We start from the raw sequence: 16,677 nt of genomic DNA, 5'->3' as shown, positions 1-16,677 counted from the left end.
GATTATGATTGCGAAATTTGCAACGGTATTTCCGATCAGAAAAACATTCCATTGTTTGGTCTTTTCCTTATTGAATGGGCCCGAAACCTCTATTTTTTTGCAAGATTAAGAGTCATATCAGGAAAATTCTTAATTTGTCTTCACGCTTTTGTTTTATTGTTGTTTTATTTTTTAATTTGAGGAATTCTACAGGGCGCGCTATACGCCTAAGACTCCCGGATGGGCATGAATATTTCACACCAGCCGAAAATTCTGTACCTGAAGTGGTTACCAATGCTCTTCAGAGAGTTAAAAAAAGAGAGAAAATGTGTTTGGATATATGCTCTAAATAATGGTTATATATCCCTTTTTACGTTCGAAGTCAACTCCTTCTTCATTTATTACTCTCAGGGTTACTGAGTATGTGCCGGGTTTTGTGTAGGTATGCGTCGGATTATGTTCGTACGAGGTTTTCCCGTCTCCGAAGTACCATGTCCATGACGTGGGATTGCCCTGGCTTTGATCGGTAAAGGTTACCTGCATTGGTGCCAGTCCGCGTACGTTGTCAGCGGTGAATGCTGCTACCGGTTCAGCTGGTACCTGTGCAGCAGTTACGGATATGTAGCCCGTTTTTGTTTCGGTATCTGTTCCATCAGCATTGGCAACCTTCAGGGTAACCGTGTATATGCCTGGCTGTGTGTAGACATGTTCCGGGTTTTCTTCTGATGCTACTGCACCGTCACCAAAATTCCATGTATATGAATCCGGGTTGTTCATACTTTCATCCGTGAAGACAATCTTCAGTGGTGCAATGCCTGATACTTTATCTGCACTGAACGCGGCCACCGGCGGGTTTTTAACTTCTGCCGGGCTGTCCTCGCCAGTTACCGTGATAAAGCCCTGCTTAGACTCAAGGTCAATGCCTTCTGTGTTGATTGTTCTGAGGGTCACCGAATATGTGCCCGGTTCTGTGTAGACATGGGTCGGATTATGTTCGTACGAGGTTTTCCCGTCTCCAAAGTACCATGTGTATGATTCGGGAATGCCTGTACTTTCATCCGTGAATGTAACTTCCAGCGGGGCAGTTCCTGACACTACATCTGCACTGAACGCTGCTACCGGGGGGCTCAGAACAGGTGTAGGTGTTGGCGTTGGAGTTGGTGTTGGCGTTGGTGTTGGTGTTGGCGTTGGCGTTGGCGTTGGTGTTGGTGTTGGTGTTGGAGTTGGCGTTGGTGTTGGAGTAGGAATTTCTGTTCCAACAGACCAGTCGACTGCCGCATCAAATAATGCCCAGCCATCTGCCGTCAGCGTTGAAGCGGATGTATCGTAAAGGAAGAAGCCCACACGTTTTGCGGGGGCTTTCATTCCCACCATCGTTGCACCCGTTTCATATCCGTAAACAACGTATTTGTTCGTGTCCTGTGAGAGAGAAGCCGCGCCAATACATTCAGCGCTCGGCACGCCGAAAGCCTGCAGATTCGCTGCACTGGTAACAGTAACGGTGCCGCTCAGTCCAGCCGCGAGGGGATGGGACGGGTTGGTAATCTGCACCTGTGTCTGCCCTGTCACCCACTCGTAATCGTCTGCCCGGACAGTGCCGGTCATTTTCATATCATCATAGATGTCGGGTTCCCAGGTGATCAGGGGTACGGATACATCCATGAACTTGCTGTTGACGCTCGCTGATAAACAGGTGGAGGAGACGAGGATCAGATCCCTGCCCTCTGCATCCGAGGCCGAGCTGGCAGCATCGCCCACAACCTTCACCGTGTAACCGCTGGCTTCAAGCCGGCCCTTTACCGCTGCATCACCCGTATTCAGATTCGTATTCCCGACGACAAACAGAACCTCACCGGAGGGCTGAACCGGAGACGGCGTTGGTATCGGGGTTGGGGTTGGTGTGGGTATTGGTGTTGGCGTTGGTGTTGGGATTGATGGTGATGAAACTACAACACAGTCTTTGACCTGGACTGCTCCAGAAGGAACCTGACTGGTTAATGTAATTCCCGTTGAACCAACAGGAAGGGTCTTTGACACTGTCACAACATCATGAACGAATGTATTGCTGAAGGCAGATCCATCAAAGACAAACGGCCGGGCAACATCCGACACAATATTTCCGGTAAAATCCGCATTTACACCTTTGTTCACACTGATGAGAGTTGATGCCCGGTTTCCGGACGCATCAATATCAAAAGAGCCCTCAACACCCCTCAGCTGTATGGCACTTCCATCTACACCCGCTGCATTTGTCATGACAAAGTTTTTGACCTGACCTTTAACGGGCCAGGTGGGATCTGCCCCAACGAAGAGACCGCGCCCATTTGAGTTAATGCTTGAGCAGTCCTCCATAACAAACGGTGCAGTCCAGGTGTAGAGCATAACGAATGATGCCGGTTTCCAGACGGAAAAATCGTTTTCGTCGATTGCAGTATTTACGTCAGTGCAGCCATACATTTTTACATTGCTTGCATCATCGGCATAGAATCCTGCAAAACTGTTTCCTTCCGCCTGACAATTCACTAATGTAACCTCACCTTTTCCGATAAAGTATCCGGCAAGGAACTCCTGTGTGTAGGTGGCCGGAAATGGCTTCTGTCCGTTGTTTCTCGCAATACAATCTGTTAATACAGCGTCGGTGACGACGGGATCATATTCAAAATGGAATCCTGATTCCCAGCTCCCTTCAGCGATGCACCCTGTAACCCGGAGATTCTCCATATCGTTCAGTTCTGCAAAGTCGAATCCGGTAACCCAGGGATAGAATTGTTCAAATCTCCCACAGTTGATTGCCTGACAATCAGTATATCTCACATTTTTTATGAGCTTGTATTTTGATCCCCATGCATCGTGCTGGAATCCAAACCCGGCGGGATCTATGGCTTTACACCGGGTAAATTCAATGTCTTCGATGTTCTTGTTGTAACCGCTCCAGTCAACAGTCAGCACTTTGAATACTGCCTCGATAGTTTTATCGCTGGTGCCTGTGACATCGCGGACGGCACAATGACCTGCCCGTATGGTAATAACACCCAGCCACTCAAGATTTGCTGTGTGGGTACTCCCGGACATATGAAATTTTTCAAGCGTGACATATTCTTTGTCCACCTGTATTAACCCATCTTTCGTAAATTCCAGAAATGTTTTTGTATCGCCCTGTCCACGCAGTGTGATACCGGTCTTGGGATAAATGGCTTTATCAAAATTGAATGTTCCTTCGGAAAGGATCACTTCCCCCCCCTGGGGTAATGCATTAAATGCCGCATTTATCTCATTCTGGTCCTGAATTCCGTCACATATATAATTAGCCTGATTTTTCGATAGCACACTGCTATCGCTTGCAGCTACCAGAAGGGAGGCTGCGCTTACCGCCTGTACAAGGCAGATAAGAAATACCATCCCCAAAAGCAATTTAGTCACATGATTTTTCAGAATATGACATCACCTCATGTCAATGGTGATATATTGGTATGATTGACATAAGAAGATATACATGGTGATATCAATAAATAGCATCATATTGATTTGTTAGAAAAATAAATCACATTCTATTGTCTGCATATATAATCATTTCGAACACAAACAATCAAATCATATGATGGATTTCTCACCTGGTATGGTGTCTTCGTTCTGTCTTTTGAGACAATCGGAAATTTTCGCCTTGTAGAAATCCCATAATAAACAGCGATCGAAATATCGATCGTACGGGAACTTCAGGGTTTTTCACCACAAAATTTCGGGAGTTCCTTTAATAATGTCTGAGAACAGGTGTATCAACCTTGTGAAAACCTCTCTTTAGCGTCATAAATAATTCTCATATTCTTCCCCATTCTTCCAAATTTTCTAAGAGGCAATACGGGGGAATATGGCAGTGTCTGCTTTTGGGCATGACCATTATGAAATAAAAGTCTGGATGTATTGTCGTGATATCTCTGAATTGATGCAGATCTCAACTCCAATACAGGACGTGCCTGAATTGACGGGCATCGTGTTTTTTCCTCCTATTCAAAAATATTTGACGCGCATACCTGCCTTCTCAGAAATTATTCTGAAATGTGGTATTTGCATATTGCATGAAAAGGGAGGGCTGATCACAAGTACGTCGATTGATTCTAACGGGTTTAGTGCCCCTGTGCAGGCCCTCTTTATTCCAGAAATCAACAGGACACGAAATAAATCACCGGGGCTTTCATTGCTGTTGATTCAGATAAACTGACGATCCTTGCCTGCAAGTTTCAGATCTGCCGGTGCATGATTCCCGGTATGCAAAATCCCGGATATCCGGTCCGGAGGATACCATCATCGGGGTGTTTTCGTATGAATAATGATATGATTCTGAAGACATTCACAGATTGATTTTGGAGTTGATTGGAGCTTAATCTGTAATTCCTGTTCTTGAATGGATTAGAACTGTTTTCTCCGAAAAATATCGGATGAGGATGTTTTGAGAATTTCAGCCGGGATAAAAATGGTCAGAGAAATGGGGTGGCGGGGTATTTTCGATTCTAAAGAGGGTGTCTGGAGAAATCGTTCGATCGGGAAAATGGTACCGCCGGATGAAAGAAATCAGGATCAGAATGATCCTCCATACTATGGCTCTTTAAATGGGGGCGAGAGGTTTTCTGCAGAGTCCATAATTTCACATTTTCCCCTCATAATGAATCCATCCGGTACTGCCCATTCTACATGAAACCGAAAGATGACTTTGGTGAAATCACATGGCAGTTTACTATCTGCACTGCTCCTGCCGGCACATTTTCCGTTATGGTTATTCCTGTTGATTTAGCAGGAAGTGTATTTGAAATTGTTTCGACATCATGGATTACTATATTGCTGGTGCCGGATCCATCAACAACAAACGGTTGAGCAACATCTGAAACAATACTTCCGGTGAAATCCAGATTTATGCCTCCTACAACACTAATAAGGGTTGGTGCCCTGTTTCCGGATGCGTGGATATCGACGGAACCACTGACTGTTCCCAACTGTACGGCAGTTCCATCCATCCCTGCCGCATTCGTGATGACGAAGTTTTCCACCTGGGCGGTAACCGGCCCCATGAAGAGCCCATGCCCATTCGAGTCTATACTTGAACAGTCCTCCATCATCACAGGGGTAGTGCTGGAGATAATATAGAACGAGGCTGGCTTATATATGGAGAAATCGCTTTCGCCGACCGCCGTATTTAAATCCGTGCAGCCATTTATTTTCACATCACTTCCATCATCGACATAGAATCCGGCAAAACTGTTTCCCTCTGCCTGACAGTTCCGGAATGTGACATCGCCCCTTCCAACATAGAATCCGGCCAGGAATTCCTGTGTATTCATAGTTGGAAATGGCTTCTGACCGTTGTTCCTCGCGATACAGTCTGTTAATATGGCGTCGGTTACGATGGGATCATATTCAAAATGGAACCCAGATTCCCAGCACCCCTCTGCAATGCACCCTGTCACCCGGAGATTGTCCATGTCGTTTAGCTCTGCAAAGTCAAATCCGGTTACCCAGGGATTAAATTGATCATATCTTCCGCAGTTGATCGCATGGCAATTAGTATATCGGACATTTTTTATGAGATTGTATTCGTCTGACCAGGAGTTGTGTATAAATCCAAATCCCGCGGGATCAATGGCCTTACAACTGGTAAACTCAATATCTTCAATGATTTTGTTGTATCCGTTCGAATCAACGGATATCACCATGAATACTGCCTCGATTGTTTTATCGCAGGTGCCTGTGACATCACGGACGGTGCAATGGCCCGCCCGGAGGGTGATGACACCATACCACATAATATCTGCCGTGTGGGCACTCCCCGAAATATAGAATTTTTCCAGCGTAACATATTCTTTGTCCACCAGGATTTGCCCGTCTTTCGAAAATTTAAGAAATGTATTCGTAACGCCCTGACCACGAAGTTTTGTGTGTCCCCCGGGTAAAATTGCCTCATCGCAATTGAATGTCCCCTGAGTAAGGATCACTTCACCTCCCTGGGGTAATGCATTAAATGCCGCATTTATTTCCTTCTGGTCCTGCGCTCCGTCACATACATAATCGGCCCCCGACTTCAATGCCGCACTGCTGTCATGTGCTGCAACAATGAATGAGGATCTCTCTGGCATATCATCAGGAGATGAGGGCATTGGGAGCAGCGTCGGCCCCAGTTCCGGTCCGGCAACCTCAAAAACCCATGGAAAGAGGAATATGCCAATCAGCCCCAGCAGGATTGCCACCCGTATTCCAATCCCCATATTCTCGACGATGTCCTCATATGGCATGTTCAAATACCACCTTAAATCCAATGATATGCCTGATCAGATTCCAGTATTATAATCTCAACACCAACAATTCAAATCATTCTCTGCCTTTTGGAGAATGAAAATGTGTACTTTCAGGAAGTGGCAGGGGTTGATTAAAATTGAAAAATACACTCCGGTGAATAAAGGGGGCATCCTTCCTATTCCACCTGTATCCAAAGGTGAAGATCACGATAGCTGGCATTGATCCTCTCTTCCCCCATCACCTGTTCTGGCGGCACCTTTTCGTTGAAGAGCAGAAATTCGAGGCGATTGTATTCCGTCTCATTGACAAAAAATGTAAACATCCGCTCCTCGTTTTGATCATGCGAAAGGTTGACCCTAAACTCGTCGAGGGGCGCCATGGCATTGATAACCGACTCATTCCAGTCAGTGGTTTCGTCAAGAAGATAAACCTCTACCTGATATGCAACATCCCTATACTCGTGATTGTGAATGCCGATGATCACCGTTTCTGGCTCTCCGATACGTATCCGTTCGGGATATCCTGCTGCCACTCCATCCTTCCCGAGAAGATAAAATTCCGTGTAATGCTCGCCTTCAATCGGTACAAGGATGACAAATACAATTGCAGCAATTGCAAAGAGCAATACGATCCCGAGCACCACAATCATGAACCTGTGCAGTGCCAAACCATTTGAGGTGCCTGCTGTCATCTTCTCCTCACCGCATACGCCCCCAACACACCATTTTTTCATTCATCATTCAAATCTTCCAGAACCTAATGTCTTGTATCACATCTCCCCTCCCTGTGGGCCACTCACGTTCCTTGGATATCAGACATTAATCTCCTTTATTCAATCTACAATCCGGTTCTGATCCAAATGCATCCCGTAATCGGAAAATGTCCGGCAACCTGTGGATCTCGTCCCCTCGGGTATTTTAAGAAGTTCCCTTCTCCGCCCCTATCTCCCTCCATGGCAAAGGTATTCGCCCCCGGACGCTGTCTTATACGTAGGCAAAGCGGGTCTGTTCATTCCCCGGGGGGTGGACTGTCGGCTGTAGGTCTCCTTCATTCGATGAACTTCACTCTTTATCTCCGCTGCATACTCCGGAGATGGATCACGCCACGGCCCGAATGCATAGAAGCACTGCAGGGCCACTGCCGTTCATGACCACATCATTCTCTCAATCACACAATTCCCTCAATCGGTAAGTAATTTTCCCCTCTTTTCGTTTGAATGTGAGTCTCACCGACCAGTCCGGCTCCATTCCGGATGTGATATGCAATACTGACTGGCAGATCGGGTTGCCTCAATTTCGTATTGGTAAATCATAGGGATTTCTCGCAGTCAGATAGGAAGAAAAAGATCATTCCTTCTTCCTATTCAACTGAAAGAATGGGGGCCAAATTCGAAAGATTGGCTCTGGTGAATTCCCCGGGTATAGTAACAAAACTGCAGATTGAGTCGCGTTTGTAAGGCTATGGAGGATCATTTATATTTTGTATTCCCTGGCCCGATATCGATATTTTCGTGCATTTGATTCTTCCGCAAATTTTCTTTCAATGACGGGGAATGCTGTGTCGACTTTATCTCTTTCATGATACTGCTGAATAATCCCTGCTATCAAAACAAATCCTCATTTTTAGGTTCTTTGATGTTGTCTGAGCAGTTTTTTAGTGTTTGAGTTCATATACCGGCTTCAGGGAGAGTTTGCGAACATGATCGCCTGTTTATGTGTATCAACCGAAATGGCGTTTTCAGAACGTTCTTTCGCATTTTTCCTGTGTATCGCGAGTAATATCGGCTGGCACATTGGCTGGTGAATCCCGAAGAATCAATAGTGGTTGTGGGAATGATCCTCCCAAGAATAAAACTGTTTGGGAGTTTTATTCAGGAAATTGGTAGAAAGGATGGGTGAAATGGGGGGTACTCGGGGGTGAATGAACCGCCGGGAACGGATCGAAAGGGGGAGAGGCTGTTTCCTATCATCCAATCTCTCTATTAATCAGGATCAGAGCAAGTGAAGGGTCTAAGCAGAGACTGGGTGGCGATTCCTTTGCGTTGCATTCTGCTCCAGCAGCTATCAGACAAAATCGATTGAGAATGTGAATACTTTGAATAATGCTTTGAATAATAGCTGGAAAAAAATGCCAATGTTCAGTCAAACGATGATAAGGTATTGTGTAAGGTCATCCTGGGTATAATAATATATTGATTGTTGTGATTCTCATGTTAATAGTCTATTAATAAAAAATTTTATTGTATATTTATACTTTGTTTATTTTAGGTTTTGCACGTGCAGATTTATATACAATAAATACGACCCTGTGTCAATGAATGCTGATATAGATGGGGTGCACATCAAACATCTCAAAGTCATCCCGGATGAGCGCGGCTGGCTGATGGAAATCCTGCGATGTGATGATGAAATATACTCACAGTTTGGGCAGGTGTACTGTACAACAGCATATCCCGGTGTTGTCAAGGCATGGCATTACCACAAGAAGCAGACAGATAACTTCACCTGTGTCCATGGGATGATGAAGGTCGCGCTCTACGATGACCGGGAGGACTCGCCAACATTCCGAAATCTCATGGAGCTTTTCATCGGGGAGAAGAACCCCGCTCTTGTCACCGTACCGCCGGGAGTCTGCCATGGGTTCAAAGCTATCGGTGATACGACAGCATTCTTTGTCAGTATCCCTACACTTGCCTATAATTACTCCGATCCGGATGAGTTCCGCCTGCCTCCGGATACTGATGAAATACCTTACGACTGGGGGCTTGTCCCCGGAGTGAAACACGGTTAATCCATTCCGGGAGTGGGAGAAGATGCATCTGTTGGTCACAGGGGGGTCCGGTTTCATCGGCAGCAATTTTATCCGCCATATGCTGGAGAGCCATCCCACGATTTCAGTCACGAACCTTGATGTCCTCACCTACGCCGGCAACCCGGCGAACCTCAGGGACATTGAGGACGATTCCCGCTACGCGTTTGTACAGGGCGACATCTGCGACCGGGCAGTCGTGGATGGGGTGCTGGATCAATATCACATAGACACGGTGGTCCACTTCGCAGCGGAGAGCCATGTGGATCGTTCCATCGCCGACGGATCGGTCTTTGTGAAGACCAATGTGCTTGGGACCTTTACGATGCTGGACGCAGCCCTTGCCCATGGGATCGAACGGTTCATCCATGTCTCAACTGATGAAGTCTACGGAAGTACTCGTGAGGGATCTTTTGTTGAGACCGACAATCTGAATCCCTCGAGTCCCTATTCATCGACCAAGGCGGGGTCCGACCTCCTCGCCCTCTCATACTGGCACACACACCGGCTGCCGGTGATCGTCACCAGATGCACGAACAATTATGGGCCTTTCCAGTATCCTGAAAAGCTCATTCCCCTTTTTGCGACGAATCTCATGGAGGGGAAGAAGGTCCCTATCTACGGAACCGGGGAGAACGTCCGCGACTGGCTCTTTGTCACTGACCACTGCAGGGCTATCGACTTTCTTCTCGAAAACGGTAAGCCCGGTGAGGCATACAATATCGGCGGCGGTGAGGAGAAGACGAACCTCGAAATTACGCATACAATTCTTAGGGCGCTCGGCAAGGATGAGTCGATGATTGAGTATGTCGAGGATCGGAAAGGGCATGACTTCCGCTACTCGCTCGACTTTTCCAAGCTCCGCAGGATAGGCTGGGAGCCCGCATTTCCCTTTGACGAGGCGATGACGGCGACAGTCCGGTGGTATGGTGAGAACGAATGGTGGTGGCGCCCACTAAAGGAAGGGGCCCGATGACGGAAAAAAAGGTGCTCATCCTCGGGGCGTCCGGTATGCTCGGTCACGATCTGCAGGAGGTCTATCCCGGTGCGGTTTGCCGGGGCCACGAACTCGACATCACCGATGAAAAAGCGGTATCGTCCTTTATTTTCGACCTGAAACCGTCGCTTGTCATCAACGCCGCGGCGTTCACGAATGTCGATGGCTGTGAAGAACAGCAGGAACTCGCATTTGCAGTGAATGGTGAGGGTCCCGGCTACCTTGCTGCCGCCTGCCATGAGGCAGGGGCGGCTCTTGTCCACTACAGCACAGACTATGTATTCGATGGCTCACAGGAGTCGTATCAAGAGGTGGATACACCACATCCGATCAACGTCTACGGGGCATCAAAGCTCAGCGGTGAGCAGAGGATTATGGTGGCGATGGAGGATTATCGTATCATCCGTACGTCCTGGCTTTTTGGCCTGCATGGCCCGAATTTTGTCGAGACGATGATCCGGCTCTCCACAGAGATGGAGATGGTCCGGGTTGTCAATGACCAGTTCGGGAAACCCACCAATACTCGCGACCTCGCTTCAAAGACACCGGAGATAGTCAAAGGGGAGCCCGGGATATATCATATCACAAACGATCGCATATGTTCGTGGTTTGAATTTGCCTCTGCAATCATACCGAATGTGGAGCCCTGCTCATCCGAAGAGTTCCTCCGGCCCGCTAAGCGACCGAAGTTTTCCGTCCTTGAAAATACAAAGACAAATCCAATGCGTCCCTGGCAGGACGCCCTGACAGACTACCTGAAAATCAGATCCAAGAGATCCAGGGAGATATCATTATGAAAGGCATTATCCTCGCCGGGGGGACAGGATCCCGCCTTCACCCCCTTACCAAGGTGACGAACAAGCACCTGCTGCCCGTCTACGACAAACCGATGATCTACTATCCGCTCCATACCCTCATTGACGCAGGGATAACGGAGGTTATGATCGTTTCCGGCAAAGGCCATGCCGGCGACTTTCTTGAGCTCCTTGGGTCCGGGTCGGAGTTTGGCATCCGAATTACCTATGAAATTCAGGACGAGGCCGGTGGAATTGCACAGGCGCTCGGTCTCGCGGAGCGCTGGGCCCGCAAGGAGGATGTGGCAGTCATTCTCGGTGACAACATATTTCAGGATAATTTCAGAAAGGATGTCGAGGCGTTCGAGGGTGGGGCGAAGATTTTCCTCAAGGAAGTGCCAGACCCCTACCGCTTCGGTGTCGCGGAGGTTGACGGAAATCAGGTCATCGGCATAGAGGAGAAACCGAAAGAGCCAAAGTCAAACAACGCTGTCACCGGCCTATACTTCTACGACGGGCGTGTCTTTGACAGCATCAGGACTCTCGTACCTTCCGGGCGTGGCGAGCTCGAAATTACAGACGTCAACAACTCCTACATCAGAAGGGGGGCAATGGAATTTGCGATCCTCAAAGGATTCTGGAGTGATGCGGGCACATTTGATAGTTTGCTGAGAGCGAGCATGATGGTTCAGGAGAAGAGGGCTCTCTAAAATAACTGTGTATAATCACTTGAGGAAACAAATTGCTACATGAGGGCCACAAAATATGAGAAATCGTGAGAGATCGGTAATGATTATCACGACGAATATGATTCCATACAGCCCATGGGGGGGGTGTCAACGGATGTATTTTTTGGCTGATTATCTTCACGATCACTTATATGATGTGTATGTCGTCCACTCACGAAATGCGGAATACTGGGGTGACTCCGGCCACAAAATTCGATTTCATCCTATTCCGATTGGTTCTTCCAATGCAGCAATTTCTTCGGAGGATAACGCTGTGCCGGAGGGGGAACATACTGGAAGCGAATTAAAAAACAAGATGAAAGGTATTGCGGAATATTTTGTTTATAAGTCAAATCTCATTTCTCTTGAGAAGGGAATTTTTAATGAGCCAAATCGTGGTATGGGAACGGGTGGTTACTTATTTATCAGAAATGCACGGGAACACATATTTAGAACGATATCTGAAAAGGGGATCCGGCATGTAATAATAAGCGGCCCTCCGTTTTCGCTGTTTTGTCTTGTTCCACAGATAAAAAAGCGTTTTCCTGAAGTGAATGTAATCATTGACTACCGGGATCCCTGGAATACCCCCTATTTATCATATGCAATATCGTCGTATATTGAGCGAAATGCTCTGAAATATGCAGATAAAGTTGTATTTCTCAATGAGAGGATGCTCTCAGATGTTTCATCCCAGTTTTGCCTGCCAGGAGATAAGTGCGAGGTTGTCCTGAACGGATATTCCAAACAGAATTGGGATGAGGTTTTGGAGAAGTATGCGAATCATGATACTGCGTCCGGTCACCAGCTCACTGATCGGATGATTATTGGATATGTCGGTGGTGTTTCATTTGATAAGGGGGGGTACTATGATATACCTACATTTCTGAAGGCATTTCAAATATTTCAGGAAAATAAAATGGTGCTGCTAAGATTTGTCGGTGTAAATACATCCGATGCTGCTGATGTAGAAAAAGTAAAAAAGCAGTTTCCTGAGACTCTCGAAGTGCTGCCCCCGGTAAATAACGATATTTCCTTAAAAACCATGTTGGAGTGTGATGTATTATTTCTCAATTATGCTGATGAAAGAAGGGGAAGATATATGCTAACAGGAAAATTTTTTGATTATATTCGAAGTGGAAAAGTTATTTTTGGTGTCGCAGGAAGTGAGGACACCTATTTTCTTGAACTTATTCGAAAACATCATTTAGGCATTGGTTGTTTATCCCAATCCCCACAGATACTGGAATGTCTGGAACTGCTCTATGAGAACTGGGAGAGGGGGACTCTAGGAGAGCTGAGGGATGATAGGGGATTGGATCTTGAAAATCTGTCCCGGGATGCGCAGAACAGCAGGTATTTGAAATTACTGGAAGGTCTTTGAGCCTCACAAATGACTTATATAGGTTAAATGATGTGTATCTTTTACTTTCTGCCGGTATCGCCATTGTCTGCCCCCACAGTGAGAGGGGGCCGTTGGGGAGCATGACCGAAAAAATAAAATTTGGAAGGAAGATGCCTGATGATATGCAAGAGGGGTGAATAATATGGAAGCAGCTCCTCGTGTTTCGATCATTATTCTGAACTGGAATGGATGGGAGGATACAATCGAGTGTTTGGAGTCTGTCTATCAGATATCGTATCCCAATTTTGATGTGGTGGTTGTGGATAATGGATCAGAAAATGATTCACTGGATCAGATCAGAAATTACTGTTGTGGCAATACGCCTGTCCAATCAGACTTTATAGATTACCAAATGGGTAACAAACCAATTCACATTTTTGAATATGAGCAAAAATATATTGAATCAGTATCATCTTACGAAAATGCTTTTCAGTCTATCCCCTCAAATCAGAGATTAATACTGGTGAAAAATGAAAAAAACGAAGGTTTTACGGAAGGCAATAACATTGCGATGAGATTCGCAATTGATTATTTAAATCCTCAATATGTTTTGCTTCTCAATAATGATACCGTGGTTGACAGGAATTTTCTGACAGAACTAATTACTGCTGGAGAAAGTGATTGTCAGGTCGGGTTTGTCGGACCAAAAATATATTATTATAACTATAATGGGAGCAAAAAGACGATTCAGTTTGCAGGAGCGAAACAGAATACCTGGACTTTTCATCCTAAGCATATTGGGTATAATCAAAATGATGTTGGCCAATATGATGAGAACAACGAGGTTGCTTATATTCATGGTTCCTGTCTATTGGCAAAGGTCAGTATGATAAAACTGGTGGGAATGCTGGATAGCACCTTCATTTCATTTAGAGAAGAGAATGACTGGGGTATGCGAGGATATAGGGAAGGCTGGAAATCAGTGTATGCATATAATTCGAAGGTTTGGCATAAAGGAGGGGGGTCAACAAAAAGTGGGAAAGGGAGATCTATTGCAATATACTACATGGTGCGAAATGAGTTTTTATTTATGAAGAAACACGCAAAAATTTACCAACAGCTATTTTATCTGTGTTATTTTTTTATTATGGAATTTTGGTTTAATGTTGGAGTATATCTGCTCTACGAAAAGAACCTGGATCAGACTCAGGCCTACCTGAAGGGAACAAAAGACGGATTGAAAATATTGATGGCATAATTGATTTTATAATTCGTTGACTTGTAAAATAATCTATGTATCTGAATGCAATCATTTTAATTATCACTTAGATATAGAATGCTTTGAGTATATTTTTTCAACATCATCAACAATTTTATTCCAGTCATATTTTTGTTTAACAAGCTGAAGTCCATTTGAAGCAAACCGTTCTCTGACCTCATCATCCAGTAACAATTTTTCAATAGAGGTGGCGAAACATGTTTCACTGTAGTCAGTTGTATATCCTACAAAATTATCGATCCATTCCAGATTATTTTCGTTTCTGGATGTAATTATTGGAGTTCTGCATGCCATGGCTTCAATAAAAGTTACCGGAAATCCCCAATAATATGGAGTAGCAAAGATGTCTGCATCGAGTAATGCTGCTATTTTTTCCTCTTCACTAACGAAACCGGTGAATATGACATCCTGATCGATTGCTAATTCGTTTGCAATTGTCTTGAGATCATTCAGGGCACCATCGTCAGGACCAATTATTACTAATTTTACATTATTGTAGTTCATCTTAACGAGAGAAAATGCTTTAAGCAGCAGATCTAATCCTTTGCCCTTGTTAACACGCCCTAAATAGAGAATCACTTTCTCAGATTCAATACCATATTGATGTTTAAATGATTCGTATTTATTTAATCCATCATATTTGTCAAGTGATATTCCATTTGGAATTATTTCAATATTTTCTGTTTTTGCACCCATTGATTCGTATTGCATCATTTCTGCTGTGGAAAGTGCAATAAAACCGGCAGAATCAGCCAGGAGATCAAAACCCCATAGATAATCAAATACTTTTTTAATTTCTTTTTTTTGAAAAAAAGTGCATAACGACCCATGTGCCTGCAAAATGTATGGTATATTATTTGATTTCGCAAACCGGCATGTCAATAAATTTTGATACGACCGATAGCTGTGGAGGTGGATTATATCAAAAGATTTCATCTGTTGTTCCAACCACTTTTTCATTGATGGAGAGATGAAAAAATACGACATATTAAAACTGCAATGAAACGGGATCACTTCAATTCCGCCTGATTGCAGTTCTGATGAAAAGTTCTCATCATAATCATAATCGGATGTAATAATCGTCAGAGAGTGGCCTTTCTCCGCCAGCTTCTTTGATATATTACAACACACATTTACATCTCCTCCTTTTTGGGGGTTTAAATAAGGAATTACCTGAAGGATTTTCACGTTTTCACCTCTGATCAATTTATATGTCGTTTCAAATTAAACCCGGTTTTTTTCAAGCATACCGATTCATGTGCTGTTTTGATCCTGCTCATTTTTCTCTTCTGTTTCTGATATTCCGGGTATTTTCAGTCTCATTTCGCAAAATTCTGAACGATTTTCTTAGCTCGGTGATGAAATGTATGTTCCATCATAATCCGTTTCCGTGCATTTTCCCCCATTTTTTCTCTCTCCTCCCCGGAAGACAGCAACCAGTTGTATATTTCAATTGCTTCACGTTCATTTTGGACAACCATAATTTCCTTCCCAACATCAAACCACTCTTCAATTCCATTGTAGGGCTGTGACACGATGCATGCACCATATGCTGCCAGCTCAAATGGTCGTGCCGTTGCCGAGGCATAGACGTTCGTATGTGACCACCGGGTTATATTCAGGCATATCTTGCTTCGGCAGCAAAACTCTCTGAAGGCACTGTATGAGAGATCTCCGATGAGGTGTACTTTTTTCATGGGGATTCCAAATCCTCTCCCGCCAACGCTGAAGTTTACATCGGCAAGATGCATTGAAGGATTGGCAATCATCTTTGTCATCCATTCCTCCCTGAATTCGCTCCCATAACCAAAAAATGAGATGTCAATATCCTTTTCAATATTGACCGGTGTAAAGAGATCCGGATCTGCCGCATAATAGAGGGGGTGAACGTTTCTGGCCCCCATCTCTTCAAGGTCGGGTATGACACCTTTTGAGTTCGTAAAGAATGCATCAAACTCCGAAAGGTCTGCATCAACATAATAATTGAATTTAAATCCTCTTCCTGTTGCATATTTTGGAAGAATTGTTGGCATGTCGCCGTCATAATACTCGACAGGTATCGCGAATTCCTCATGTATCTTTTCTGCAATCCCTTTGATGTGATTGAGAGGGATGTTCATGATAAAGACGGCATCAACATCCTTCTCACTTTGAAGTATGGAGAAGATATGGTCCTCCCATTTTCGCTTTACATACCGTTCGGCAAACCTGTTCAGGAGAGAATTTGGATTTTCATTGTGACTTGCAAGTGTTCCGCATCGCTTTTTGTGCTCGAGAATGCGATTATACATTTTACTCTCACAACTGCATGGATTTGGATATGTTCTCCACCATGGCGATTCAACCGGGTCACCGAGGTAAGGGACGGCGATCACTTCGTTGCCGATCTCATGGAGCGCTTTGAGCAGCTGCCACCAGGATGGGGTGCAGCCAAGTTTATACTTCATGTCAAGCGTTGAACATGC

Annotated in this window: 12 protein-coding genes and 1 pseudogene; 7 read left to right on the top strand and 6 right to left on the bottom strand. The window is 45.1% G+C overall.

Going from position 1 to position 16,677, the window contains the following annotated elements; translation table 11 throughout:
• Positions 1 to 324: 324 nt before the first annotated feature.
• Positions 325 to 3,399 (bottom strand): PKD domain-containing protein, encoded by a 3,075-nt coding sequence (locus L1S32_RS04275; protein ID WP_278156421.1) that lies wholly within the window; start codon positions 3,397 to 3,399, stop codon positions 325 to 327.
• A 445-nt stretch (positions 3,400 to 3,844) separates the two neighbouring features.
• On the opposite strand from L1S32_RS04275, the gene L1S32_RS04270 reads away from it, so the two are divergent.
• Positions 3,845 to 4,195, top strand: a complete 351-nt coding sequence (locus L1S32_RS04270; protein ID WP_278156419.1) for a hypothetical protein — start codon at positions 3,845 to 3,847, stop codon at positions 4,193 to 4,195.
• A 466-nt stretch (positions 4,196 to 4,661) separates the two neighbouring features.
• On the opposite strand, the gene L1S32_RS04265 is transcribed toward L1S32_RS04270, so the two are convergent.
• The 3 genes and pseudogenes from L1S32_RS04265 to L1S32_RS04255 all read right to left on the bottom strand — a co-directional run.
• Positions 4,662 to 6,257 (bottom strand): right-handed parallel beta-helix repeat-containing protein, encoded by a 1,596-nt coding sequence (locus L1S32_RS04265; RefSeq protein WP_278156417.1) that lies wholly within the window; start codon positions 6,255 to 6,257, stop codon positions 4,662 to 4,664.
• Between the two features lie 179 nt (positions 6,258 to 6,436).
• Positions 6,437 to 6,994: a DUF1616 domain-containing protein gene (locus L1S32_RS04260; RefSeq protein ID WP_278156415.1), complete on the bottom strand. Its 558-nt coding sequence runs from the start codon at positions 6,992 to 6,994 to the stop codon at positions 6,437 to 6,439.
• A 932-nt stretch (positions 6,995 to 7,926) separates the two neighbouring features.
• Positions 7,927 to 8,159, bottom strand: a pseudogene (locus L1S32_RS04255) (IS5/IS1182 family transposase); the annotation flags it as partial.
• A gap of 415 nt (positions 8,160 to 8,574) precedes the next feature.
• On the opposite strand from L1S32_RS04255, the gene L1S32_RS04250 reads away from it, so the two are divergent.
• The 6 genes from L1S32_RS04250 (at position 8,575) to L1S32_RS04225 (ending at position 14,191) form a co-directional block, all read left to right on the top strand.
• Positions 8,575 to 9,051 (top strand): dTDP-4-dehydrorhamnose 3,5-epimerase family protein, encoded by a 477-nt coding sequence (locus tag L1S32_RS04250; protein ID WP_278156413.1) that lies wholly within the window; start codon positions 8,575 to 8,577, stop codon positions 9,049 to 9,051.
• Positions 9,052 to 9,073: 22 nt separating this feature from the next.
• Positions 9,074 to 10,045 carry a dTDP-glucose 4,6-dehydratase gene (gene rfbB / locus L1S32_RS04245; RefSeq protein ID WP_278156411.1) on the top strand — a complete coding sequence of 324 codons (972 nt, stop codon included), beginning with the start codon at positions 9,074 to 9,076 and terminating at the stop codon, positions 10,043 to 10,045.
• On the top strand, positions 10,042 to 10,863 hold the full coding sequence (gene rfbD / locus L1S32_RS04240; protein ID WP_278156409.1) for a dTDP-4-dehydrorhamnose reductase: 822 nt from the start codon (positions 10,042 to 10,044) through the stop codon (positions 10,861 to 10,863). The genes rfbB and rfbD overlap by 4 nt, the downstream gene beginning before the upstream one ends.
• On the top strand, positions 10,860 to 11,570 hold the full coding sequence (locus L1S32_RS04235; protein WP_278156407.1) for a sugar phosphate nucleotidyltransferase: 711 nt from the start codon (positions 10,860 to 10,862) through the stop codon (positions 11,568 to 11,570). The genes rfbD and L1S32_RS04235 overlap by 4 nt, the downstream gene beginning before the upstream one ends.
• A 142-nt stretch (positions 11,571 to 11,712) precedes the next feature.
• Positions 11,713 to 12,972 carry a hypothetical protein gene (locus L1S32_RS04230; RefSeq protein WP_278156405.1) on the top strand — a complete coding sequence of 420 codons (1,260 nt, stop codon included), beginning with the start codon at positions 11,713 to 11,715 and terminating at the stop codon, positions 12,970 to 12,972.
• 163 nt (positions 12,973 to 13,135) lie between these two features.
• Positions 13,136 to 14,191: a glycosyltransferase family 2 protein gene (locus tag L1S32_RS04225; RefSeq protein WP_278156403.1), complete on the top strand. Its 1,056-nt coding sequence runs from the start codon at positions 13,136 to 13,138 to the stop codon at positions 14,189 to 14,191.
• Positions 14,192 to 14,254: 63 nt separating this feature from the next.
• On the opposite strand, the gene L1S32_RS04220 is transcribed toward L1S32_RS04225, so the two are convergent.
• On the bottom strand, positions 14,255 to 15,400 hold the full coding sequence (locus tag L1S32_RS04220; protein ID WP_278156400.1) for a glycosyltransferase: 1,146 nt from the start codon (positions 15,398 to 15,400) through the stop codon (positions 14,255 to 14,257).
• Between the two features lie 131 nt (positions 15,401 to 15,531).
• A complete protein-coding gene (locus tag L1S32_RS04215; RefSeq protein ID WP_278156398.1) occupies positions 15,532 to 16,659 on the bottom strand; it encodes a glycosyltransferase in 1,128 nt (375 codons plus the stop codon).
• Positions 16,660 to 16,677: the final 18 nt, after the last annotated feature.

Origin of the sequence: Methanogenium sp. S4BF, assembly GCF_029633965.1 — an archaeon.
GTDB lineage: Archaea > Halobacteriota > Methanomicrobia > Methanomicrobiales > Methanomicrobiaceae > Methanogenium.
The sequence above is the reverse complement of the archived record's forward strand: the minus strand, read 5'-3'. Positions and strand labels throughout refer to the sequence as shown.